The following is a 23,235-nucleotide window of genomic DNA, read 5'->3' as shown; positions in this document are numbered from 1 at the left end:
CCTCCAATTAATCATCTAAATTTTTAATAATCGTTTTTAGTACTTGAAATGCTCGTTGCAAATCGGCTTCATTAATATTCTGCAACGTTTTTTCTTCGAAAGTATCAACTTCTTCTTGCCATACTGGAATCATTTCCAATGCTGTTTCTGATAAGGAAATGAGCTTTTCACGGCGATCTTTTCCCTCAGTTCGAATAATCCATCCCATCGTTTCCATACGTGTTAATGTGCGAGTCATTGTTGGTGATTCAACGTTTAAATACTGACATAACTCAGTTTGTGTACAAGGTCCGGTTTGATTGATTCGGAAAATGACAGCCCATTGTGCGCTAAATAAACCTGTTGGTGATACACGTTCATTAAATTTCTTAGTAAACTTTCGAGAAGTTTGACTGACAATGTGAAAAAAATGCTGTTTTTCGTCCATTTGTTTGATCCTTTCAAATTAGTTACCTAGCTAACTATATACCTTTTCACCAGAATTGTCTAGTGATAGACATGTTGTTTTATGTAAATAATTTGCATAATTTTTGTATTGAGAACATACATTCCATATGGTATTCTAAAAATAAGTTTAGAATTTTCTTTCTATTATAGTTGAATGGGGGGAACATGTGATGATTAAGCCTGCAACAATGGAATTTGTTTCGTTATCAAATGGAGAAACAATCGCATACCAAGAAGTTGGAAGGCGAAATAAAGAAATACTTATACTCATTCACGGGAATATGACATCTTCACAGCATTGGGATTTAGTCATTGAGAAATTACAAGATGAATATCATATTTATGCCATTGATTTAAGGGGTTTTGGGAAATCGACATACAATAAGCCAATAGATTCATTGCAAGACTTTGCAGATGATGTAAAGCTATTTATAGATGAACTGCAACTGACAAAGTTTTCATTGATGGGTTGGTCAATGGGTGGTGGTGTTGCGATGGAGTTTGCAGCTTCTCATCCGGAATTTGTAGAGAATTTGATTTTGGTTGAATCAGTTGGAATGAAAGGATATCCTATTTTCAAAAAAGATATAAACGGTCAACCTATCGCATCCACTTTATTAAAAACAAAAGAAGAAATTGCACAAGATCCAGTTCAAATTGCTCCTGTACTAGATGCAATTAAAAATATGAACAAGCTCTATTATCGAACGGTTTGGGACTTACTCATTTATACACATAACAAACCAGATCCAGAGCGCTACGAAAAATATTTAGATGATATGTTAACACAGCGTAATTTTGTCGATGTAAACTATGCTTTAATTACATTTAATATTTCAGATGAACATAATGGAGTTGTACCAGGGAATGGGCATATTCATCGTCTTAGGGTACCGACTCTTGTCGTACAAGGAGATCGTGATTATGTTGTCCCGCAAGTGGTCGGAGAAGAATTAGCAAAACATCTTCCGAATGCTGAACTAGTCATATTAGAGGATTGTGGGCATTCGCCATTTATTGATTGCTTAGATGAATTTATAAAGCATGTTACAAATTGGTTAGAAAATAAATAGTGATTTCCTAAGGAGAAAAATTTCACACTATAGTATTTGTATATTTTCTCTATACGTAATCTTTACAATCCTCTTCACGTGTACATGATATAGCAAGTATGATATGTAATTTTTTATATGAAAGTTTTTTGATTTAAAGTATGTAAAGTCTTATGTTTGCGATGACGAAGGAGTTAGAAGGGTAACCTGCTGACTCCTTTTTATGTTGGTATTTGCACACTCATTCTTAAAAACAGTTTATAATGAAAATTGGTGAATTTGTAAAGGGAGAGGAAAGAGGATGTCAATACGATTTACATTTTGGATTATGGTTGGAATTGTTGCGATTTCTGGATTATCACAAGGGATGCTGTTGCCAGCTATCGCGATGATTTTTGAGCAAGAAGGGATTCGTTCTAGTTTTAACGGTCTTCATGCAACTGCGTTATATATTGGAATTTTATTTATTTCGCCGTGGCTTGAGAAACCGATGCAGCGGTTTGGAATGAAACCGATTATCGTAATCGGTGGATTTCTCGTTATTATTTCATTATTCTTTTTTACACAAACATTTTCATTTTGGGCATGGTTTATTTTACGCTTTCTAGTTGGGGTAGGAGATCATATGTTACATGTCGGAACGCAAACGTGGATTACAACGACATCTGACCCTAGTAAAATAGGAAGGCAAGTATCTATATATGGAGTGTTTTTTGGTATTGGTTTTGCTGTAGGACCATACTTAGCTAGCACTGTTCAGTACGGCCTTGCAACGCCATTTATTGTATCTACGGTTCTTTGTCTAATTGGATGGCTACTATTACTTCCAACTAAAAACGCTTTTCCAGAGCAAGATGACACAGGAAAGAATAATGAGTCATCACTTTCTCGTTACAAACAAGTAGTTGTTCTTGCATGGATTGCACTTATTGGACCTTTAGCATACGGTGTGCTAGAAGCAATGCTGAATAGTAATTTGCCAGTATATGCACTGCGCAAAGGATGGTCTGTCGCTGATGTATCCTTCTTATTACCTGCATTTGCAATCGGGGGAATCATTACGCAAATCCCGCTTGGTATATTAAGTGATAAATATGGAAGAGACCGCATTTTAACGTGGACATTCAGCATCAGTACAATTATTTTCTTATTTGCTGCGATGTTTGACGGGTATTATTGGATTGTATTTGGATGCATGCTCTTAGCGGGTATGGTAATCGGTTCATGTTTCTCATTAGGACTTGGCTTTATGACGGATTTATTGCCAAGACACTTACTACCAGCTGGGAATATATTATCGGGAATTGCCTTTAGTATAGGAAGTATATTGGGGCCTGTATTAGGAGGCATATTTATAGAAAAAATACAGTATACAAGCTTTTTTATAGCGGTTATGATAATAATGGCAATTATTGCGCTTCTATATATCACATATATGAAAAGTCAACTAGCATCTAGAAAAATAGAAAGTAGGTTAGGACATGACAAAACAACCTAATAAGAAAAAATTTGAAGTACAAGAGAACGAAACAATTACAGATTGCTTAGCACGTATGGAACAAGAAGGATATGCACCTTCTCGCCGCATGGAAGAGCCGATCTTTCATGAAGTGAAGAAAGATGGAAAAACAGTTGTAGAACCGTGCGGAAGAAGAATTGTTTTTGAAGGAAAGTTGAAGTAAGGAGAGGGGTCTTATGAAAGGCCTCTTTTTTTATTATTTTAACCAGAGTAATCAAGCATTTCATCTTAATAAATCGTAAAAAAGTTACTAGTTTTTGATAAAATATCAATATAAAAAAGAGTCCTTCTGAGCCCATACGTCAAAAAAACGTTAGATGATGTGACATCTGCCAAAAATAAAGCGTATTACAATTGGGAGGCATATAAGGCGAAAGCAGATGCACTTAAAGGATAAACAAAAGCATTAAAAAAGCTTGATGAGAGCATTCAGACACTTACAAATTGAATTATTGAACAACGTACTATTGCGTATTTTGGAAAAAGTGCAAATCATTTAAAAGCAGTCGATGCGGCAGGTGGAGACTGAGATGATATTGTTGAAATACTAGAAGACCTTGGGCAAAGAGCTACTTTTAGAGGATAATAATTAAAGGAGAAACTAAAATGGATAAGACTCAAGTTGCGAAAGATATTAGAGGTGCTATAAAAAGGGGGCAACTGGATACATTAAGAGATTTACTTGAGAAAGATCCAGAAATGTTAACATGGATGACACCCTTTGGTACATGGTTACATGTAGCCGCAGCTCACGGGCATTTAGAAATAATAGAATATCTTATTAATGCAGGGATAGATATTCATGCACAGGGTGGAACTTTTTCTACAAATGCCCTTGAAAGAGCGGCTACAAAAGGACATTTAGAGATTGCGGAATATCTCATTAACCATAATATTGAGATTGATACTAGTGAACCAGATAGAAATCCTCTGTTTGCGGCAATATATGGTGGTCATTTTGAGATTGTTAAATTGTTAGTTGAGAATCATATAGATATATCTATAAAATACTCTGGTGACAACATGAAAGGTATGGATGCTTATGCATTCGCTCTTGAAAGAGGTCAAACAGAAATTGCAGAATATTTAAAGGGGAAAATAGAAAAAAGTCGCACTAGTTATTAATTCTCAGTTGGAACTTGTGCTATTAAGTATTATAAGGGAAGAACAAAAGGGCATTAGGTAGATGCCCTTAGATAGTTGTACTAACGAAAGGGATAAAATCATGAAAATAAAAATGGACGTTATTGTAAGGCTATTCCCTTCGGAGGGATTAATAAAAAAATGAAAAGTTTTGGAGACTAAACTTACGGGAGTCTTTCTTTAACTTTAATTAAAAATACAAAAGTACATAAGATAAGTACTTGAAAATGGATTGAAAAGATGCTATAAATGCTAATTTTAGTAGAAAGAAAGAGTTATTTACTTTTCAACCACTTGGCTCTAACCAATTCTTTTTCTCCAAATAAGTTGTCCTTAGTTAGTTCAAAACACACTAACCAAAAGCTTTTTTGCCACTTTGAACAGTCTTCCTCGTAGTCCATAAGCATCTGAAGCATACAGTATGAATCAGATGGTTGAATATCGATCATATCATTTCTAAAAAATAAAGCTGTAAGACCATGTTTAATAGATAGCAAGCAATTTTTATGAAATGAAATTGCAAAGTAAGCATAATTGTCCTTCGTATAGTCAGGTAAAATCTCAAATATAGGAGTACCTAAATAAGGATGGATTTCTTCCACACTATTAAAAGTAATAGGGCTACAGGATTGGTCATGTTCATTATATATTTCGTATCTCATTAAATCTTTAAATTGCAATTCAAATAGAGCATTTAGTATATTTTCATAAATAATATCAAAGTGTTCCTTTAAATAACATAGCGTATTATAAGCTTCTTTTGTTAAAGGCTGATTACTTTCTAAATACCCATCTATCTCAATATTTTTTTGTTCAAAAAACGAAACAGGACAATTTACGTTTATAGATCCGTCCCAACAATCGTATTTTTCGGAAAACTTAAAATTGTCTACTTTATATAACAACATTCACACCTACCTAATTAAATTTTGTTATTCATAATTAATACCCTCTTATTAGCGGAATTTAACGGTAAAATAAAAGCAGTTAGGAATGTTGCCAGACTGTTTTTATTATGGCACAACGAAGCATAGCAGAGGGTGTAGTGTAATATTAATTAATTTATAAAAATGAAAAGTATTTTTTAGTCTTGAAAAATAGCTGTAATCCTTATAAACACCATCAAAAATAAATAACATCCTTTTAAATACTAAATCTAAAGCATATAACGGTGCAACATTTTTATGAACGTATTTGTATAAATAGGGAAGCTATTTTTAAGGAAGAACTTTTTTGGCAAAATAAATGGGGGGTGATCAATACTAGTTCGCTATTCTAGAAAGAGAGTATTTTAGTAGAAAATAAACCTTAGTACCAAATAACATTTCTTGAATCTCTCACAACTAAAGACACGAGAGGTTCAAAACGTTCACTGTAGATATTAAATAAAGTTAAAATATTTATAAAAAAGAGCAGTGATTTTTCAAGAATGAGGGTTATAGATATATTCGTTAATTTTACCTATTTAATAAAAAGCGACAGAACAAAATAAGGAAAAAAGAACATCTTTTTTATCAAGATGTTCTTTTTTCTTATACTTACATTCATTCTTTTATTATACTATTTTGCTTCATCTTCATGAATTAAAAAGCTTATATCATACTCGTATAACTTCTCAACTAATACTTCTCCATCGATTTTCAATAAATTCATATGAATATTAAATGGTATAAATCCAGCGCGCTTATTAACTCGATACAGCCTTTGTCCTTTTGAAGGTATAGAGGCGATATATCGATCCTCAACATCATCTTCCATCACAATTCCTAAATATTTTTGCCCTTGTATTGCATAAGGTAAAACACCTAATACATCCTCCAAAGCAATTTTTACAGGATATTTTGGATTGTTAATAATTGTAATGTATTCTTGTTCTAAAATGATGACTGGTTTTTTCGTAAGCATTTTTTGGATAACTTTCCAAAGAGCAATTAGTACAACGAATGCAAGAGCTCCAAATAAAAATCCAACTATGAAATTAGGTTCCTCAGATGAAAATGCATACATAACAATAAAGAGAAACATCACTTCAACTACCAAAGTCAAAAAAAGCAATCCGACTACTTTTCTCTTTGACTCATAAATATCATATTTTCTCATACGATTCCCCCACTCATATAAACCCACTTTGATTTTCTGACATATTCGTCATTGCTATGCAGAACCAAAAGCAAAATGTCTATCCTATATAATCTATTTCGCCCAACAGGACTGCAACGTACAACGGATATTCTGAAAGCGGCGATGTTTTAAATCTTCATCTGAAATATAACTTTTCACTTTCTGGTAACCCATTTTGTGTGTTTCTTCGCTATGTAATTCTGCTAAATTTAATTGAGTGATAAAATGAAGGGGATGCTCTTTATATGTAGGATACATAAATAATACGGGTAAATTAAGGGCTCTACCCATTTTTAAACAACATACCGGTAATGCTTTCTCATGTCTTGACACAACTTTTATGGATTTACAAACATCGCCCATAACTCTTCTTTCATATGTTGGTTGATATTTGCCAATCAATGCCTCCATACGTTTTTTCATTAAAACTTGTTATTCAAAAATTAGTACCTATACATCATACCATGAAAACACTCATCACTTACTTTGTTTATCTTTAAATCAAATTTTTAATGATTGTTTTAAAGAAACATATGTTCGTTTTTAGGGTGATATGATATACTAATAATGTAAATATATTCCGTATTTCTGTATCTGAAATTTCAGATATGTGAGAGAATGGGTATTATCATATACATATGATAATGTGATGAGTTTATAAAAGAACCAGGGAGGCGGAGAGGATGGCAGTCAGTACATATCAGTTGTTTCAACATCTTAATATGACAGGGACACAAGAAGAATTAGCATTACGTTACCTGCAGACGAGGGATGAAGAAGTTTTAAAACATATAGAACAAACAACGATTCGCGAAAATAAGCGTAGTGATTTTGCTTGGCAGTTCATGAATGACTTTAGGAAAACATATAAGCAAGATTCAGTGTTTTTTCGGTTATTTTATCATTTGCTTGAGGATCAACTGTTGAATGTTCTTCTCGTGCGTTTTTCATATATAAGTTTTCCAAATATAAAGGTTTATTTTGAAAAAAGCGGTCTTTCATTCGATCGACTTGTAGTATTTGCTTGTAAGTATTTAACGAATCTTTCGCGTTCTGTAAATGAAGCGGATGTTTTTCTTAGACAATTAATAAAGGAGAATCCGAAGTATATAGAAGAGCAGTTACAAGTTATAACAGGTAGGCAAAAATTACTTTTGCTTCTCGTTATGTTAGATGCAGATTATGAGAGATTTCTTCCTTATCGTTCTTTACTGGAAGAAGAATTGCAAGAGCATGCGGAGTATATATTGAGGTTAAGCGGAGCAGACGAGAAGATTGAAGCAGCTCAAAATTACGTTCGAGGCGAGTCTGTTAATAAGGTGTTTGCTGGTGGGTCTTTACCTGATTTTACTTGGCAGCAAATTTTCCGTTTGTATACGCATTCGGATGTTGCAAGAAGATATATGGAGTTGTTAGTGAAATGCTCTGTTAAAAATTTTATGAATTATGCAATTTCACATGTCAGCCATACTCTTGAACAGTCTGGAAATTACAAAAAAGCAAAAGGTTTTTATGCACAATTGTATGAAACAACTCGAGATTTGTGTGAGCAATTCGGTATTTCAGAGGAAAGGTTTTTCGCGTATCGCCTTGCGCAGCATCAGTTAAGTGTTGTTGATTTTGATCGCGTATATGAATACCAATTGTTGCTTCGTATGGTGGAAGAGCAACCGGAATTTGTGCAGCGTACACTGCAACATTTAAGTCAAAGTCATTACCTTTTCGTATCAATGCTTTTAGCGGAAAAAGGGTATGAACTACATAGAAACAAAGTACGTGAAGAGTTTGTAACGGTTGTACTTCAAACGAAATCATCTGACATACGTGGTACATATCGTAACTATTTATTAGGCAATGTATCATTTGAGGATATGAAGCGATGGTTCGAAAGCTCGAAGTTTAGAAATAATTATTGGAGAATGCCTGTTTTAGAAATTGCATTACTTTGGGATATAGAGGAAGCGGCAAAGAGAGAAGCAGTTCTTACGCTTCAACTTGGGAGAAACTACAGCTATCACTATAGCTTATACGAACTTCTGCACCGGTATGCTGCGATGGAGAACTCGCCAGAACAAGTGCTAGAAGATCTGCTTTCCTACGGTTTATCGATGGAGAAGCTTGTTTCTTATTCTATTGAACAAGCTTCCGGGCATAGTGAGAAGCGAGATAAGGCGACGGAGGCACTCGTTCGTTTGTTTGTAAAAGAAAGAGCGTATGTGACAGAGGGATTCTCTGAGTATTCTGCAGATGAACGAATTTTTATCTTGGATGAGTTGGCAAAGGATAACGCCGTTCAGACACGTGATCTTCTCATTCAAAGCCTTGGGGATTCTTCTAAAAAAGTACGTACCGCTGCAGTTGAACTTCTTACAAAAGATACAGAAGCCGCAGAAGATGTAGCAAAGGAATTAAATCATAGAAAGAAAGCTGTACGCGAAAATGTAATGCAAACACTTTTATATTATAAAACTGACAAATATACAAAGCTTGTACAGGAAGCATTACAAGAAAAGAAAAACGCTTCTTTGATGGAAAAGTTTGCTCCATTGCTTGATGATGGGGACTTAGAAGGAGCATCAGGTAATATTGAAGCTCTTTGTGCGCGTATTTTAACACCGCAAAAAAAGAATGCATTTGTGCAGTGGCTTGGATTTGAACCACAAATCCGCCTTCGTGATTCTGAAGCAATTGCAGATGCAATGATTCCTCTTGCATATTTCCAGCAGTACGTATCAGATTCTGTTATTGAGAAGAAAGAAGTGGCAGAAGCAATAAGCGCCGCTCTTAACGAACAAGACTTGAAGGAAAATATACAAGCAATCTATCAACTTTGGGTTTCTCAAGGCGCGGAATCGAAGAAACGCGGTATTCTTTCGCTATATGGTATTTATAGTGATGACGAAATGGCGATGCAACTCAAAAAGCAGATTGATGAATGGGCACTTGGCATGCGCGGGGCGATTGCTGCTGCGGCTGTTCAGTCGCTAGCGTTGTCTAAGTCGCACATTGGGCTTATGTCTATCCATGCGATGGCATTTAAGTATAAACATAAGCAAGTACGTAATGCTGCGAAAGAAGCGCTGAGTCTCGCTGCGAAAACGCGTGGTATTACAGAAGAAGAGCTAGAAGATCAGCTTGTTCCAGACCTTGGTTTTAATAAACGCGGTGAAAAGACAATTGATTATGGCAATAGAACGTTTACTGCTTATTTAACTCCAAATTTGAAGATTGAGTTAAAGACGGAAGAAGGAAAACGACTGAAGTCGCTTCCGAAACCAAATGCAAAAGATGATGCGGAAAAAGCAGAGAAGGCGAAAGCGGAGTTATCCTCTATAAAGAAACAGCTCCGGACTATGATTACGATGCAAACGCAGCGTCTTGAAACAGCGCTTTCTCTTAATCGCTATTGGTCACAACATACATGGCAGTCGCTGTTTGTAGAAAATCCAATTATGCAGCAGTTTGCTATCTCCCTTATTTGGGGTGAGTATAAGGAAGGGAAGTTGCTAGCGATGTTCCGCTATATGGAGGATGGCACGTTTAATACGATTGAAGAAGAAGAACACGAACTTACGCCAGAAACTGTTATCGGTCTAATCCATCCGCTAGAATTGTCAGAAGAGGAACGAGAATTATGGAAGGAACAGTTAGAAGATTATGAGGTGACTCAGCCATTTCCGCAAATTGACCGTGAAGTATTTCAGGTGGAGGAAGATGAGGAAGTCACTGTGGAGAGGTTTGCTGGTATTCAGATGAATGGACGTTCGCTGTTTGGTAAGATGACGAAGTACGGATGGAGTCGTGGGTCGGTTCAAGATGCCGGTGTATATTATACATTCTATAAAGAAGATACTCGCGCTGGACTAGGAGCGGAGCTTGCTTTTGAAGGGGCGCCGGTTGGGTATGAAGGCGAGGAGGATGTGTGTGTATTTGAAATTCAATTTTACAAAGCGGGCACGGTGAGTCGCGGCTCATATGACTACGACGAAATTGATCATGAGAGACGCATTTTACCAAAGCAAGTATCGGAACGCTTTTTTAGCGAAATTTTATATGATATAAAACGGGCAACAGAATCAAACCTTGGCCGTGATGAAAACTGGCGAAGTAAGCGATAAGAAAGGAAATGACATATGCAGTCTATTAAACCATTAATGGAAGAATTATATGAAATAGAATTGAATGCGTTAGAAGCGAATGATTCGTTTCCAAAACCACCTAACTGGCGATTGTCACCGCGTGCTGTTCGTACGTTTATTATCGGACAAGAAGAACCGCTTCTTTGGGAAGGAAAAGAAGTGGGAATTAGCCGTAAGTTTTATGGGAATGATGCGCTTGTGGAACGAGCGATTGTTACATTAGCAGGGAATCGCGGACTTATGTTAATCGGAGAGCCTGGAACAGCAAAGACGATGCTAAGTGAGCTACTTTCTGCCGCAATATGCAGAAATAGCCGTAACACTGTGCAAGGAACAGCTGCTACGATGGAAGATACAATTAAGTATTCGTGGAACTATGCACTTCTTCTTGCGAAAGGACCTGTAAGGGAGGCGCTTGTGCCAGGGCCTCTCTTCGTTGGAATGGAACAAGGGATATTAACTAGATTTGAAGAGTTAACGCGCTGCCCACAGGAAGTGCAAGATTCATTGATCAGCGTTCTGAGCGATAAGGTGCTCAATATTCCGGAGTTTGGAGAACAAGGAATTCTTACAGCAAAGCCTGGCTTCAATATTATTGCGACGGCTAACACACGCGATCGCGGTGTGAATGAGATGAGTAGTGCATTGAAACGTCGTTTTAATTTTGAAACGGTGCATCCGATTCAAGATGTAAAGCTTGAAGCAAAAATAATAGAGTCACAAGTAACGCGGTTATTAGGGGCATCAGGCATCACACCAAAAGTGGATGAAACGGTTGTTCAGCTGTTAGCGACTGTTTTTCATGAACTTCGGGAAGGGGTAACTGCTGAAGGAAAACGAATTGATCAGCCATCTTCTGTTATGAGTACTGCAGAAGCGGTATCTGTATATTATCAAAGTGCAATGGATGCGTACTATTATGGAAGTGGACAAGTGAAAATGGATGCGCTTGTTCGATATTTATCAGGGACAATTGCGAAAGAAAACAAGGATGATTTAGAAAAGTTGCGCAGTTATTTTACAAGCATTGTTAAGGCGCGAGGTCAAGTAGGAGGAGAGGTATGGAAGTCGTTTTTCGAAGCTCGCAATCAGCTGAAGTAAATGCATTGTTTCAAAGAGCTTACAATTTAGATCGAAACGTCGTATACGTGCCGATTCGCCATCATAGTCCTGCGTGCTCTTTTCATATACAAAAGATTGTTAAATGCTATAAACCGGATGCGATTCTTATAGAAGGACCTATAGACTGCAACCCTCTTATTTCGCATATTGTGAGTGCAGACAGTAAGGCTCCGATTTGTATATATTGCAGTTATGATGATAAAACGGATGTGCTTGAAAGAGGAGAAAGTGGAAAGTACCGTGCGTACTATCCCTTTCTCGACTATTCACCGGAACTTGTCGCGCTGCGAGAAGGAGCTGCACAGAGTATTCCTGTTTCATTTATTGATCTTCCTTATAAAGAATATTTGTTTCTGGCGAAAAATGAGGAAGAGAATGGGAAATATGACGAGCAATATTTCCGACATAGTCAATATGTCCGTATGCTTTCGGAAAAAACGGGGTGCCGAAGTTTCCATGAGTTTTGGGAGAAATACTTTGAGTTGCAAGGCTTTCATATGACAAGCGAGGAATTTGTCCGTCAGTTATTTCATTATTGTTATTATACGCGTGCGGACTATACGCAGGGGATGCTGGCAGAAGACGGTTGTGAGGCCAGGGAGATACATATGGCAAAGGAAATTGAAAGAGCGCGTAAAGTGTATGACAAGGTGCTCGTTATTACTGGAGGCTTTCATGTGAAAGGGCTTCTTGAATTGGAAGGAAAAAAGAAAAAGCTGCCGAAAAGTCCGTTATCTAAAGCGTATGCTAAAAACTATCTTATGCCGTATTCCTTTTTGGAAAGTGATCAGATGCATGGCTATGAGAGTGGTATGCCTGCACCTGCTTTTTACCAACATATTTGGGAGAACAGGGATGAATCGGTAGCTGAGCAATTTATGATACGAATTGCTAGACAGCTAAAGGTAGAAGGAATATCAATGGCAGATGAGATTGAGGCTGCGCGAATGATACGTGAACTTGCACTGCTTCGTGGAAAGATGCAACCTGGATTGTATGAATTGATGGACGCAGTGCGCAGTACATTTGTGAAAGGTGAAATATTCTCGGCAAATAAGCCTTTAGCACTGCTTCAGAAGAGTTTGCAAGGGTCAAAGCGCGGGGAATTGTCAAAAGAAGCGGATGTGCCGCCGCTCGTGCATGATTTTCGTGCTTCTGTTCGGTCGTTTCGTCTACCAGCACGTTCAACTGTACCGCAGGAGATGATTCTTGACATATACAAGAAAGAAAGGCACTTGCGCTTAAGTCAATTTTTTCATTGCCTTGCCTTTTTAGGAGTTCCATTTTGCGAGAAGCTACGCGGTCCAAACTTAGCTAGAAAACAGAATATTAATCTTATGCGCGAAACTTGGAAATATCGTTTTTCAGCACAAGTAGAAAGTGCTCTGATTGATTTATCTGTGTATGGCGGAACGGTGAGAGAAGCGGCGCAGGAAATACTAAGAGCAAAGCTGCACAAGGCAAAGGGACGGGCTGGGGAGGTGGCCCTTTTATTGCTAGAAGCCTACTTAAGTGGTTTGTTTTCCGACTTTTCCATGTACACCCAATTTATAGATGAAGCTGTGCAAAAGGATGGAGATTTTGCTTCTATGGCAGATTGTGCTTACTATTTATCGCAAATAGAAAAAGCAAATCAGCAAGCGGATCATGCTAGGCATAAAGCACTTTCGTTATTTTCTGTTTTAGATGGGGGCGAACCAGCGATTATTGCAGAAAAGCTTATTGATTTGTATACAATGCAGCCTGCAGATCAGCAATTTATTGATGCATTGGAGCTTTATTTGCAAAAGGAAAAAAGAGAAAGTCAAGTAGAGGGAGCAGTATTTGGGCTGTTAACTTCTTTAGGAAAGCGGGAAATCGATGAGGTAATGCAAGTGGCAGAAGGATATTTTTATGGAAGCGGTGATATGCAAAAGCAAGCTCCGATATTTTTGAATGGTTTGTTTGCTGGTGCCAAAGATATCTTTTTATATAACGAATCGTTGCTTAGCGGAATGTCTCATGTTCTAGAAGAACTTGATGAAGAGATATTTTTACAAGTGTTGCCACATTTGCGCCTCTTATTCAGTCAATTCACGCCGCTTGAGGTGGATACGATTGCTAGACAGATTTCCAGGCTATATGGCGCTACAGAAGAAGCGATAAAAGAAGAACCAATTTCCGAAGAGATGCTGATGTATGTAATGCAGTTAGATCGGAAAGCGAAGGGGATTTTAATGAGACGGGGGCTAGAAGATGGAGAATAACATTTCTTTAAATCGCTGGCGTCTTGTTCTTGGGAAACATGCGGATGACCAAATCACATTTCAGGAAGAAGAGCCTGTATACAGAGAAATGGACGAGGTGCTGGACTTTTTGTACGAGAGAGAACGCGGAGAAGAGCGCGGTGGATCCTTAGACCCCTCTCAGCTAACAGTGCCGACTTGGATTTCGAAAGTGCGGGAGTTATTTCCGAAAGAAACCATTGAAATTATGGAAAATCATGCGTTAGAAAAGTATGAATTAACAGCTCTATTGCAAGATAAGCAAACGCTTGAAAAAATGGAGCCGAATATGAATTTATTAAAATGCATTTTACAATTTAAAGATTATGTAAAACCGGATGTATTAGACACAGCTAAACGTATTATAGCGAAAGTCACCGAGGAGTTGCGTCGTAATTTAGAGCAAGAAGTGAAGCACGCATTAAGCGGTAGACCGGATCGAAATCGTTCTAGCCGCGTGCGCACGATGCGCAACTTTGATTTTAAGAAAACGATTCGAAAGAACTTAAAGCATTTTGACAAGGAAACAAACGCCATTCATATTGAAAAACCGTACTTTTACGCTGCCACGAAGCATGTTAGCACATGGCGTGTAATCCTCGCAGTAGACGAGAGTGGAAGCATGATCGATTCTGTTATTCATAGCGCAGTTATGGCGGGTATTTTTGCAAGCTTACCGACGATTAAGACAGATCTGTTCATCTTTGATACAACTGTTGTTGATTTAACGGATCGTATTGACGACCCGGTGGAAACGCTTATGAGTGTACAGCTTGGTGGAGGAACATATATTGCTCAGGCGCTGCGTTACGCAACGAATAAAATCGAGATACCTCATAAAACAATTGTCGTACTTGTAACGGATTTATATGAAGGCGGCAGTTACAATGAAATGTACCGAGAGGCGATGAAGATTGTAGAATCGGGGGCAAAACTGATTGTGCTTACTTCTCTTGATCCGACTGCACAGCCTTTTTATGATAAACAGGCAGCAAAGAAAATGGCGGCGCTCGGTGCTCATGTAGCGGCATTAACACCAGGGAGGTTGGCACAATGGATCGCAACAATCATTTCTTAAATGTTCTTTCCTCTATTGATGAAACATATTTAATCGCTATGTCCAACAAAGGAACATATAAGAGAGCAATGAAGGATTTGGCTGCTGCAACAAATATCAAAATGGATTTAGAAGAGGATGCAGCGCAAATACATCTTGATGATGAAACTACTGTAACGTTTACGGGTGATATACGTAGTTACTCTTGCACGTGTGAAGCACGTTCGATTTGTAAGCATGTCATTATGGCTCTGTTAGAAGCAAAGAAAATGTACGAAGGTGAAGAGAACATAAAGGTTGATTTTTCTGCTCTTTTGAATGTGGACGTTCGTCATATTGTCTCCGGAAAAATGTGGGCTGAAATGATGTTTCGCGAAACATTTCAGCAAAAATTTGTTTTAGAAGAAGAGGGAGCTTTAATTGCGTCCTTCCCAGAAGAGGATATAACGGTTCGCTTTCTAACAGCTGAATCGGTAGAGGATGCGATTTGTACATGCAAAGCGGAGGGGGTATGTCGGCATAAGGCGGAAGCGGTATATTGGTATCAAAAAGAGAAAGGGATTTCGCATGAAACGAAACAGGTGCAGCCTCTTATCGTTGCACCTGATCAGCTATCTATTTTTAAAGAGATGATTGAGCAAGTTGTTCACTTTGGGTTAACACGCCTTACCGAAAATACAATCTATGAAATAGAGCAACTTTCTGTAAGAGCACGTTCTTTGAAACTAGCAAAGTTAGAGAATTTATTTCGTAAGCTCGGGACGGATATTGGGCTATACCGGATGAAACATGTATCTTTTCGAATGGCATCTTATCGGCAAACGCTGTCCGCGATTTATGAACACATTTTGCTGCTAAAGCGCCACCATCTGCAAGAGAGTCCGTTTCGTTCAGAATATTATGAAGTCCCACCACTTACGTTGTATGCTTTTGGTGCATCCGGTTGGCAAACGAAATCTGGTTATGTTGGTGTGACGTATTATTTCTATAATCGAGAACAGGAAAAGTGGATCACATACACACAGTCACGCCCCATGTTTTATGAAGGGAACAACACAACTTCTGAAGACCTCCATGAAAAGCAAGTTCCATGGGGAATTGCAGGGAAGGGATACGAACTGTCTCGTTCATCTCTCGGGTTGAAACATGCAAAGCTTAACGCCGATTTTCAATTGTCATCTAGCTCACAGACAGTAGGGGAAGTAGAAGGAAAAACAAATGTGACAGAGTGGCAATCGCTCTTTATAACCTCATGGGAAGAACTACTAAAAAAAGTAAAAGCGAACAGGTTAGAGACAAGTAAACAAGGAGTCTTTTGTATCGAATTTGCTGAAATGGGAGAATGGGAGTTTCAGAAGCAAGAGCAAAAATGGATCATACCTCTTATTGATAAAAAGGGTAAAGTATTGCAAATGCAAATGATGAAACGACCAGACAATGAGCGGATGATTCGACTTGTAAAAATATATTTGGACTCGTTACATGTAAAGAGAATGCTAGTTCATCCTTATCAGGAAGGAACAAAGCTCGTAGTTACACCTATTATTTTATATACAGAAGTAGGAGAAATTATAAATATTACACTTAATGAAGGGGAAACGTTTTATGATAGAGTTAGTGCGCATAATCGATGAATTGGAACAAGCTCTAGATGAGATGCTTGTCTCAGGAGCGGGGACGGTACCTCCTTCTTTTTTTCAAGATATAAAACGAGAATGCGAAAAGTATGGTCTTTCTTATGCTGCCGCGCAGCTACTTGTCATAGAGGAAGAACGAAACAAGGCCCGCTTTCTTCATAAAGAAGAAACAGGTAAACTGACGGAAGCGTTTTGCAAGTTGCAGGAATATATTCAAGCTGTAAAGGCTGAAATGCTGCATTTATAAATATGTAATTGGGAATTTAGATAAGATAGAAGATGTTGTGGTGGATAGACCGCCACAGGAGAGATTTTAAATTAAAAACTTTAAAGGGGAATAAAGATATGTCAGAAGAAAGAAAATTAGTTATTCTAAATGAAACTTTTAAGAAAGAGGGAAGTCAAGAGGAGATAGAAGGTTTAACGATTATGGTTGACGGTATTATAAAACAAGTTTTTGATAAGATAAAGTCTGATAGAGAATATGCAAGTTATAATGAAGTATTAAGAGATGTTATTTTTGAAGGAATAAATGGCATTATCAAAAATTCTGAAGTTTAGTTATGTAAAAACTGCTAGTGAAGGAATAAAAATGATTACACTGCAAGAGTTTTTAAAGGAAAAGATAAATATATATTATGCCAAAGATAAGATCCAATGTTTCAAATAAGAAACATTAGATCTTTCTTTGATACAAAGAAATTGAAGGTAAGTATTAAAAGCTAAGTACTTTGGTTAATATAGAGGTGTAGAATGTACATGGAATTCGAGAGATTTAATTTGTTCACCATCATATTAGTAGTGGAGGAAAAGTAGTCGGAATACCCAAGCCGCGACATCCTAACTTTGAAGAAACTTGCTAAACACCTAATCAGTATTTATCGAGAGATCTGTTGATTTATCATAAAAACAATTATTAAGCTGTTGTAAACCAATATACGGCAAAATATCTTTCTTCCGTTTCCATAACAAAAAATTCATCATTCCATTCTGGTTCATAAGCATAAGCAATTCGGATTCCTTCAATAGGGAACTCGATAGGTTTAATAAGTGGGGCATATCTGTTTCTCAATTCTGTGAATTCTTCTTGGGATATTGTTTTCAGTTCTTCTTGTTCAGCTCTAAATTTTTTTTCAAATTCCCATATAGGCATATCTTCAACGTATTTTCCTTTATACCAAAACCAATGCGTATTTCTTCGTTCAATGAATTGGCATGTTGCTGCAAAATCCTCCAAGGTTTTAATCGTGTCGTAACTTCTTTTTCCTTTACTATGTTCAAAAACATATATTGTTTCTTCACCACAGCTTGATAATTCATCATCTTCTATTACAAAATATTTCATATGTAACATCTCCTAGCTTCTTGTCTTCTAAATAATCAATTTCTTTTCAAAGGACTATATTGATTAAGGATGAAAACTTTTTCTTTTTTTACTTTTATGCAAAAATGGATACATTTTTGCTATATCAAGTATAGTTTGTTGGGGGTTTCTTTATTTTCTGTATAAAATTGTATATCTGCTTGTTAGTCTAACACATTATTTATATACAATCTAATTGAATGAAATTGTGAAATATAGAAGCTTTAAGATTAATTGATAAAAAGATGGAATCTTTAAAAGGTGCTAATAATTGCCAAAAATTTAATTAGTGAGTATAATGAAGTCAATAAGTAACAAAAAGAAAAGGGCAGTGTAGGAAAGAATTTCTTCGCCTTACACGCGGTAGGTCGCAGGTTCGAATCCTTGCCTCTCCGTATGTTTTATAAACATAAGGGGAGTAGCTCAGTTTGGTAGAGCAACATATTGAGTCTTTCCGTCTATCTCCCTTTTTCGTACTTCATATTTAATAGATTTGGGCAGTGTAGAGAAGGATTTCTTCGCTTTGGACGCCGTATGTCATGGGTTCGAATCCCATCCTTCCAATTTAGGGAGGTAGCTCAGTGGTAGAGCGACGTAATGAGCCTTTTCGCGTATCTCCCAAATCTTTAAACATTACATATAACAGGAACAGTGTAGATAGCTCATGCTTCGTTTGCTAATATTAAATGCTATAGATTCGATCCTAATCGATGCGAGAAGGTTCGCACCGAGTTCGTACTTTTCTTTCATTCATAACACTAAGGTAGGAGTTACTTCGTCATATAGGGATTGCGTTTGTGGGACTCGATTCTTGTTTTGAATATTTCTTAAGTGTTAGGAATGAGTGAAAAGAGCAACGTGTATACGTTGCCTTTTTTTATTTGCATTCAACCAGTAGTGTCAAAAAACATCTGGGAGGTAGATAATAATGTCAAAGTTTAGTCATTCTTCTCAAGGAAGCCGTCAAACGTATACAAAAGAGGGCGGAAAAGCTTATAAAATGTATGATAAAGATAAATTAGTTACGATGGTATTAACATCTTTTTTTTATGAACCTAAATTTTATGGAGATAACAGCGAGGAATTAGTTACTATTGCAAAACAAATCATGGACAGAGACCCTAAATTTGTTGCAAGTTTAGCAGTGTATGCACGTGAAGTGTTTTATATGCGCTCTGTTACACATGTATTAGCAGTGGAACTTGCAAACCATCCTGAAGGTCGTAAATATGCTCGTCAAACAGTTTCTCGTATTGCGCAGCGTCCTGATGATGTAACAGAAATGATGGCATATCAATTAGGGGGATATGGTCGGAAAAGTCCAATTCCAAACTCTTTGAAAAAAGGGTTAGCAGATGCCTTTTCTACATTTGATGAATATCAATTAGCAAAATACAATCGCACAGGAAAAGACGTTACATTGAAAGATGTATTCCGTTTAGTAAGCCCATCTGCCAAAAAAGGAACAGAACGGTACGAACTTTATAAACGATTGTTAGAAAATACACTGCAAGTACCATACACATGGGAAACACAGCTTTCTCAAAAAGGAAACAAAAAAGAAGTATGGGAAGAATTAATTGATAGCGGTAAAGTGGGGTATATGGCCTTGCTTCGTAACCTCCGCAATATCGTAAATTCAGGTGCATCAAATATTGATACAGTCTACAATATTCTTCGCGATCCTGAGCGAGTAAAAAAATCAAAACAATTACCATTTCGCTTTTTTTCAGCATATCGTGTTGTGCAAGAAAAATTACCGAAAGCAGGAAGCGAATTATTAGATGTATTGAATGACGCAATTGAAACGTCTGTTACAAACATGCCGAGATTATCAGGAACAACATTTATGACAGCGGATATCTCAGGGTCTATGACATGTTACCCTGTTTCAAAAGATGGGACGGTTAAATGTGCAGATATTGCTACACTTATGATGGCAATGGCACATTCCTTCTGTGATAATTCGATTACATCTGTATTCGCAACTGACTTCAAAGTGATAAATGTTTCCACTCGTTCTGGCATTTTAGAGAACATGCGTACATTTTTATCAGAAGTTAATAATCATGGATATGGAACAAACTTACATCTTCCTATCAAATACTTATTAGATAACAAAATCAAAGTTGACCGCATTCTCGTTTTCTCTGATGAGCAAGTGTACGGAGGTAGATATGAGGGTAATTCTTCGCAAAATCTTCTTGAAACATATCGCCGTGAAATAAATCTAGATGTTTGGGTTCACTCTTTCAATCTAAATAGTTACGGTAGCCAACAATTCGTAGGAGAGAAAGCAAATTTAATCGGCGGTTGGAGCGAAAAATGTTTGGACTTCATTCATTATGCAGAAGAAGGAACAGGTTCTCTGATTTCAGCTATTGAAAATTATCAATAATTTTTTTCATTTAGAAGACGGAATAATGAGGATAACGGCAGGTCTAGTTAACCATGATGCTATAAAAAGAAACTCATAATCTTTATCTCAAGAAACCAATGAGTTTCTAATGAAAGCAGATTTATCTGGATCTGCTTCTTCATTTCTATGATTTGAACCGTCAGCTAATCTTGATGAGGATAGATTTGAGTGTAATTCAGAGGTGAAAAAAATTGAAAGATCAAGTTGATATATTCAGTAAAGAATTTGTGATAGAACATGGGACTGACTTTGACGAAGAATTATGGTTTGCATCTTACAGTGATGAAGTTTTAGATAATCCGGAAGACGAGAATGGGAAACCTCTTACTGGCTTAGCTTATGAATTATATGATAATGGTAATTTGATATATTACACAAAGTATGTAAAAGGCTTTATAGAGAGCGAGTTAATAGAGTTTTACAAAAATGGGAATTTAAAATCAGTGAAAAATTTAATTCACGGACAAAGTAATGGCATCGAAAGAGTCTGTCCCTTTACCCATAAGTTGACCTTGAGTTAATGATTAACCCATAATCTGGCCGTTAGTTTATGCGGAATTTTATACATCTGGAGTAAAGTAAATAAAGACAATGATTGCTTATAACCACTGATATAACGGGATGAATAAGAAACTGCATGCGTAGGTGAAGAGGGTGCTTCACAGAATGCTGATAAGCCGGGGAGTATTGGTGAGGAGAACTTCTGATAATAGGACGTTATGTTAACCGAGCATGTATACGATATACATAATGTAATATAGTATTACTTCTGATGAAATGGAATTAAAAGGAAGGTGGTTTGCGTGATCGGTGGAATCATTTATTCAATAATGGTAATTGGACTCGTTGTACTATTTTTCGTTTCTTTCATTTCATTTTTGACAGCACTCCTTCAAAATGTGGATTTGAAAAATGATTAACTGTTATAAAAGAGATGCGATGCTTTATCTGTTCAATCAAAATATATTTAAAAACAACATGAATAGAAATGAGTAATTAATTAATCAATAATAAATTTGAAGAGACTGATATATAATGAATTAGAGAAGAAAAAATTGAAGGAAAGAAATGTTGCACCTTAAATAAGAATAAGTTATTATCTAAGTAAGTAATCAATCAATAACAACTTTGAAGGAGCTGACATATAATGAATCAGAGAAAGGAAAATCGAAAAGAAGAAATCCTTGAAGCTGGGTTAGAGGTGTTTGCAGAAAAAGGCTATTATAATACTACTACAGCATTAATTGCAGAAAAAGTTGGTATTTCTCAACCTTATATATTTAGATTTTTTAGAACAAAAGAAGAGTTATTTGTTGCAGCTTTGGAAAGAGCATTCGAAAGAATACTTCAAACATTTAAAAATGTAGAATCAAATCCCGAGGAAATCGTTATTGAAATGGTTGAGGCATATGAAAAACTGTCTATATCATACCCTAATGAAATCGCCTTGCAGGTGATAGGACTTTCAGTTACAGAAGATACAATAAGAAACTGTACAAAAACCGGTTTGTCTCGTATTAGAAGCTACATTTTGGGGAGGTTCCAATTAGCAAATGTTCCAAATGCAGAGAGAGAAGTAACAACTTTCTTAGCTAGAGGAATACTTTGTAACATTTCTTATTACTTAGATTTACCTGAGCTCATTCATAATTAAATAAAATAAGATAACCGATTCTTTTCGGTTTTTTATTCCAATCTTAGTTATTGATCGATAAATAACAAAATAATAAAATTAAGGGGGATTTATAATATGAAAAAAGCGATTGTTTTAGGGGCAACAGGTGGATCTGGTCAAGCGATTGTATCAGAACTATTATCTAGGGAAATAGAAGTTATTGCATTCGGACGTTCAGAAAATAAATTAAAAAAATTAATGAAAGAGCATGGTTCTACATCATTGTTAACTTATAAGTTAGGTAATATCTTTGATTATAGAACTATCGTAGAAGCCGCAAAAGATGTAGATGTTATATTTCAATGTGCGAATGTTCAATATCATGAAATGGCAGATAAGCTCCTTTTACTTGGAGAAAACGTAATGAAGGCAGCAGATATTTTAAATAAGAAAATAGTTATTGTTGATGGAATATATGTTTACGGTCACCAAATAGCTAAAGGGGATGAAAATCATCCCAAACAACCTCATACAAAAAAAGGGAAAATTAGGGTTGGATTTGAAAATTTAATATTTGATAAGAAATGGAAAAATGCAAAAGCATTAATTGTGAGATTACCGGACTATTATGGTATAACTTCGCAGAATTCATACTTACATCCTACATTGACTGGACTTGCAGGAAATAAAATTTCTATTTTTATTGGTAATCTAAAAACACCAAGAGAATATGTCTATTTACCAGATGCCGCCAAAATGATTGTAGAAATAGCAAACAAAGATGATTCTTATGGAGAAAATTGGAACATTCCTGGTGCTGGATTGATTTCAGGGAAGGAAATAATAAAACTTGCACGTGAAATTACTGGGAATAAAAAAATAGTTATTCCATTAAATAAAAATGCAATTCGTATAAGTGGATTGTTTGACCCAGTTATGAAGGAAGTAGTAGAAATTATGTATCTTACAGAAGAAGGATTTACTCTAAGCGGAGAAAAATATGAAAATAGAATAGGTAAAATTATAGCTACACCTTATAAAGATGGGCTAAAAGAAACACTAAACTTCTTAATGGGAAAAACTAAAAGAATAGAGGGTTAAAATCTAGACCAAAATTATGAGTAGAGAATAATAATTTATTTAAAATTGATTATTAGTTATTGATTAATCACTAACAATAAAAATTATTGGAAAAGAGATGTGGGAAAAGTACCCTTTATAAGCAATATTTATATATCTAATAGGATAGCTAATGGATGCTTGTTTAGTTACATTTTCGTCTCAATAATAACAGATTAAAATACTCAATTAAAGGACATGATTGTTGAGTATAGAAA

20 protein-coding genes and 1 tRNA gene are annotated in these 23,235 nt (G+C 36.3%); 16 read left to right on the top strand and 5 right to left on the bottom strand.

What is annotated here, in order from left to right; translation table 11 throughout:
* Window positions 1-7: 7 nt before the first annotated feature.
* The gene (locus J4P91_RS17655) at window positions 8-427 is read right to left on the bottom strand and encodes a MarR family winged helix-turn-helix transcriptional regulator (protein ID WP_207995153.1); all 420 of its coding nucleotides are present in this window, start codon (window positions 425-427) and stop codon (window positions 8-10) included.
* Window positions 428-617: 190 nt separating this feature from the next.
* Here J4P91_RS17655 and phaZ point away from each other — a divergent pair, with 190 nt between their 5' ends.
* The 4 genes from phaZ to J4P91_RS17635 all read left to right on the top strand — a co-directional run bounded on the left by phaZ (window position 618) and on the right by J4P91_RS17635 (window position 4,143).
* Window positions 618-1,520, top strand: a complete 903-nt coding sequence (phaZ, locus tag J4P91_RS17650) for an intracellular short-chain-length polyhydroxyalkanoate depolymerase (protein WP_207995152.1) — start codon at window positions 618-620, stop codon at window positions 1,518-1,520.
* Between the two features lie 280 nt (window positions 1,521-1,800).
* Window positions 1,801-2,997 (top strand): MFS transporter, encoded by a 1,197-nt coding sequence (locus tag J4P91_RS17645; RefSeq protein ID WP_207995151.1) that lies wholly within the window; start codon window positions 1,801-1,803, stop codon window positions 2,995-2,997.
* Window positions 2,981-3,181, top strand: coding sequence for an NETI motif-containing protein (locus J4P91_RS17640; protein WP_017151742.1), 201 nt, complete (start codon window positions 2,981-2,983; stop codon window positions 3,179-3,181). The genes J4P91_RS17645 and J4P91_RS17640 overlap by 17 nt, the downstream gene beginning before the upstream one ends.
* A 443-nt stretch (window positions 3,182-3,624) precedes the next feature.
* The gene (locus J4P91_RS17635) at window positions 3,625-4,143 is read left to right on the top strand and encodes an ankyrin repeat domain-containing protein (protein ID WP_207995150.1); all 519 of its coding nucleotides are present in this window, start codon (window positions 3,625-3,627) and stop codon (window positions 4,141-4,143) included.
* Between the two features lie 293 nt (window positions 4,144-4,436).
* Here the strand turns inward: J4P91_RS17635 and J4P91_RS17630 are convergent, their stop codons facing one another.
* From J4P91_RS17630 to J4P91_RS17620, 3 genes are all read right to left on the bottom strand, one after another.
* A complete protein-coding gene (locus J4P91_RS17630) occupies window positions 4,437-5,069 on the bottom strand; it encodes a hypothetical protein (RefSeq protein ID WP_207995149.1) in 633 nt (210 codons plus the stop codon).
* 652 nt (window positions 5,070-5,721) lie between these two features.
* Complete coding sequence (locus J4P91_RS17625; protein ID WP_207995148.1) at window positions 5,722-6,261, bottom strand: STM3941 family protein; 540 nt, start codon at window positions 6,259-6,261, stop codon at window positions 5,722-5,724.
* A gap of 93 nt (window positions 6,262-6,354) precedes the next feature.
* A complete protein-coding gene (locus J4P91_RS17620; protein ID WP_243763894.1) occupies window positions 6,355-6,693 on the bottom strand; it encodes a YwqG family protein in 339 nt (112 codons plus the stop codon).
* Window positions 6,694-6,965: 272 nt separating this feature from the next.
* On the opposite strand from J4P91_RS17620, the gene J4P91_RS17615 reads away from it, so the two are divergent.
* From J4P91_RS17615 to J4P91_RS17585, 7 genes are all read left to right on the top strand, one after another.
* Window positions 6,966-10,400, top strand: a complete 3,435-nt coding sequence (locus J4P91_RS17615) for a DUF4132 domain-containing protein (RefSeq protein WP_207995146.1) — start codon at window positions 6,966-6,968, stop codon at window positions 10,398-10,400.
* Between the two features lie 15 nt (window positions 10,401-10,415).
* Window positions 10,416-11,522 carry an ATP-binding protein gene (locus J4P91_RS17610; RefSeq protein ID WP_207995145.1) on the top strand — a complete coding sequence of 369 codons (1,107 nt, stop codon included), beginning with the start codon at window positions 10,416-10,418 and terminating at the stop codon, window positions 11,520-11,522.
* Window positions 11,483-13,789 carry a DUF5682 family protein gene (locus tag J4P91_RS17605; RefSeq protein ID WP_207995144.1) on the top strand — a complete coding sequence of 769 codons (2,307 nt, stop codon included), beginning with the start codon at window positions 11,483-11,485 and terminating at the stop codon, window positions 13,787-13,789. Before J4P91_RS17610 ends, J4P91_RS17605 begins: the two co-directional genes overlap by 40 nt.
* The gene (locus J4P91_RS17600; protein WP_207995143.1) at window positions 13,779-14,885 is read left to right on the top strand and encodes a VWA domain-containing protein; all 1,107 of its coding nucleotides are present in this window, start codon (window positions 13,779-13,781) and stop codon (window positions 14,883-14,885) included. Before J4P91_RS17605 ends, J4P91_RS17600 begins: the two co-directional genes overlap by 11 nt.
* Complete coding sequence (locus J4P91_RS17595; RefSeq protein WP_207995142.1) at window positions 14,861-16,498, top strand: SWIM zinc finger family protein; 1,638 nt, start codon at window positions 14,861-14,863, stop codon at window positions 16,496-16,498. Before J4P91_RS17600 ends, J4P91_RS17595 begins: the two co-directional genes overlap by 25 nt.
* On the top strand, window positions 16,470-16,748 hold the full coding sequence (locus J4P91_RS17590; RefSeq protein WP_207995141.1) for a hypothetical protein: 279 nt from the start codon (window positions 16,470-16,472) through the stop codon (window positions 16,746-16,748). Before J4P91_RS17595 ends, J4P91_RS17590 begins: the two co-directional genes overlap by 29 nt.
* Window positions 16,749-16,846: 98 nt before the next feature.
* Window positions 16,847-17,062: a hypothetical protein gene (locus J4P91_RS17585; RefSeq protein WP_207995140.1), complete on the top strand. Its 216-nt coding sequence runs from the start codon at window positions 16,847-16,849 to the stop codon at window positions 17,060-17,062.
* A gap of 355 nt (window positions 17,063-17,417) precedes the next feature.
* On the opposite strand, the gene J4P91_RS17580 is transcribed toward J4P91_RS17585, so the two are convergent.
* Window positions 17,418-17,846, bottom strand: a complete 429-nt coding sequence (locus J4P91_RS17580; RefSeq protein WP_207995139.1) for a hypothetical protein — start codon at window positions 17,844-17,846, stop codon at window positions 17,418-17,420.
* Window positions 17,847-18,278: 432 nt separating this feature from the next.
* Here J4P91_RS17580 and J4P91_RS17575 point away from each other — a divergent pair.
* The 5 genes from J4P91_RS17575 to J4P91_RS17555 all read left to right on the top strand — a co-directional run bounded on the left by J4P91_RS17575 (window position 18,279) and on the right by J4P91_RS17555 (window position 22,999).
* Window positions 18,279-18,427 (top strand) — tRNA-Gln (locus J4P91_RS17575).
* Window positions 18,428-18,792: 365 nt separating this feature from the next.
* On the top strand, window positions 18,793-20,262 hold the full coding sequence (locus J4P91_RS17570; RefSeq protein ID WP_207995138.1) for a TROVE domain-containing protein: 1,470 nt from the start codon (window positions 18,793-18,795) through the stop codon (window positions 20,260-20,262).
* A 212-nt stretch (window positions 20,263-20,474) separates the two neighbouring features.
* Entirely contained in the window at window positions 20,475-20,804 is a 330-nt protein-coding gene (locus tag J4P91_RS17565; RefSeq protein ID WP_017151745.1) for a toxin-antitoxin system YwqK family antitoxin, read from the top strand.
* Window positions 20,805-21,430: 626 nt separating this feature from the next.
* Window positions 21,431-21,937: a TetR/AcrR family transcriptional regulator gene (locus J4P91_RS17560; RefSeq protein WP_207995137.1), complete on the top strand. Its 507-nt coding sequence runs from the start codon at window positions 21,431-21,433 to the stop codon at window positions 21,935-21,937.
* 96 nt (window positions 21,938-22,033) lie between these two features.
* Window positions 22,034-22,999: an SDR family NAD(P)-dependent oxidoreductase gene (locus tag J4P91_RS17555; protein WP_207995136.1), complete on the top strand. Its 966-nt coding sequence runs from the start codon at window positions 22,034-22,036 to the stop codon at window positions 22,997-22,999.
* The last annotated feature ends 236 nt before the right edge of the window (window positions 23,000-23,235 follow it).

The organism is Bacillus sp. XF8 (assembly GCF_017498755.1).
In the GTDB taxonomy this organism is placed as follows: Bacteria; Bacillota; Bacilli; order Bacillales; family Bacillaceae_G; genus Bacillus_A; species Bacillus_A bingmayongensis.
The sequence above is the reverse complement of the archived record's forward strand: the minus strand, read 5'-3'. Positions and strand labels throughout refer to the sequence as shown.

What these genes read in the sequence shown, in the direction of transcription:
- J4P91_RS17570 (WP_207995138.1), top strand. Translation starts at nt 18,793, where the DNA reads ATGTCAAAGTTTAGTCATTCTTCTCAAGGAAGCCGTCAAACGTATACA.
- J4P91_RS17590 (WP_207995141.1), top strand. Translation starts at nt 16,470, where the DNA reads ATGATAGAGTTAGTGCGCATAATCGATGAATTGGAACAAGCTCTAGAT.
- J4P91_RS17655 (WP_207995153.1), bottom strand. Translation starts at nt 427, where the DNA reads ATGGACGAAAAACAGCATTTTTTTCACATTGTCAGTCAAACTTCTCGA.
- J4P91_RS17640 (WP_017151742.1), top strand. Translation starts at nt 2,981, where the DNA reads ATGACAAAACAACCTAATAAGAAAAAATTTGAAGTACAAGAGAACGAA.
- J4P91_RS17605 (WP_207995144.1), top strand. Translation starts at nt 11,483, where the DNA reads ATGGAAGTCGTTTTTCGAAGCTCGCAATCAGCTGAAGTAAATGCATTG.
- J4P91_RS17560 (WP_207995137.1), top strand. Translation starts at nt 21,431, where the DNA reads ATGAATCAGAGAAAGGAAAATCGAAAAGAAGAAATCCTTGAAGCTGGG.
- J4P91_RS17645 (WP_207995151.1), top strand. Translation starts at nt 1,801, where the DNA reads ATGTCAATACGATTTACATTTTGGATTATGGTTGGAATTGTTGCGATT.
- phaZ (WP_207995152.1), top strand. Translation starts at nt 618, where the DNA reads ATGATTAAGCCTGCAACAATGGAATTTGTTTCGTTATCAAATGGAGAA.
- J4P91_RS17580 (WP_207995139.1), bottom strand. Translation starts at nt 17,846, where the DNA reads ATGAAATATTTTGTAATAGAAGATGATGAATTATCAAGCTGTGGTGAA.
- J4P91_RS17600 (WP_207995143.1), top strand. Translation starts at nt 13,779, where the DNA reads ATGGAGAATAACATTTCTTTAAATCGCTGGCGTCTTGTTCTTGGGAAA.
- J4P91_RS17610 (WP_207995145.1), top strand. Translation starts at nt 10,416, where the DNA reads ATGCAGTCTATTAAACCATTAATGGAAGAATTATATGAAATAGAATTG.
- J4P91_RS17555 (WP_207995136.1), top strand. Translation starts at nt 22,034, where the DNA reads ATGAAAAAAGCGATTGTTTTAGGGGCAACAGGTGGATCTGGTCAAGCG.
- J4P91_RS17620 (WP_243763894.1), bottom strand. Translation starts at nt 6,693, where the DNA reads ATGGAGGCATTGATTGGCAAATATCAACCAACATATGAAAGAAGAGTT.
- J4P91_RS17585 (WP_207995140.1), top strand. Translation starts at nt 16,847, where the DNA reads ATGTCAGAAGAAAGAAAATTAGTTATTCTAAATGAAACTTTTAAGAAA.
- J4P91_RS17625 (WP_207995148.1), bottom strand. Translation starts at nt 6,261, where the DNA reads ATGAGAAAATATGATATTTATGAGTCAAAGAGAAAAGTAGTCGGATTG.
- J4P91_RS17635 (WP_207995150.1), top strand. Translation starts at nt 3,625, where the DNA reads ATGGATAAGACTCAAGTTGCGAAAGATATTAGAGGTGCTATAAAAAGG.
- J4P91_RS17630 (WP_207995149.1), bottom strand. Translation starts at nt 5,069, where the DNA reads ATGTTGTTATATAAAGTAGACAATTTTAAGTTTTCCGAAAAATACGAT.
- J4P91_RS17615 (WP_207995146.1), top strand. Translation starts at nt 6,966, where the DNA reads ATGGCAGTCAGTACATATCAGTTGTTTCAACATCTTAATATGACAGGG.
- J4P91_RS17595 (WP_207995142.1), top strand. Translation starts at nt 14,861, where the DNA reads ATGGATCGCAACAATCATTTCTTAAATGTTCTTTCCTCTATTGATGAA.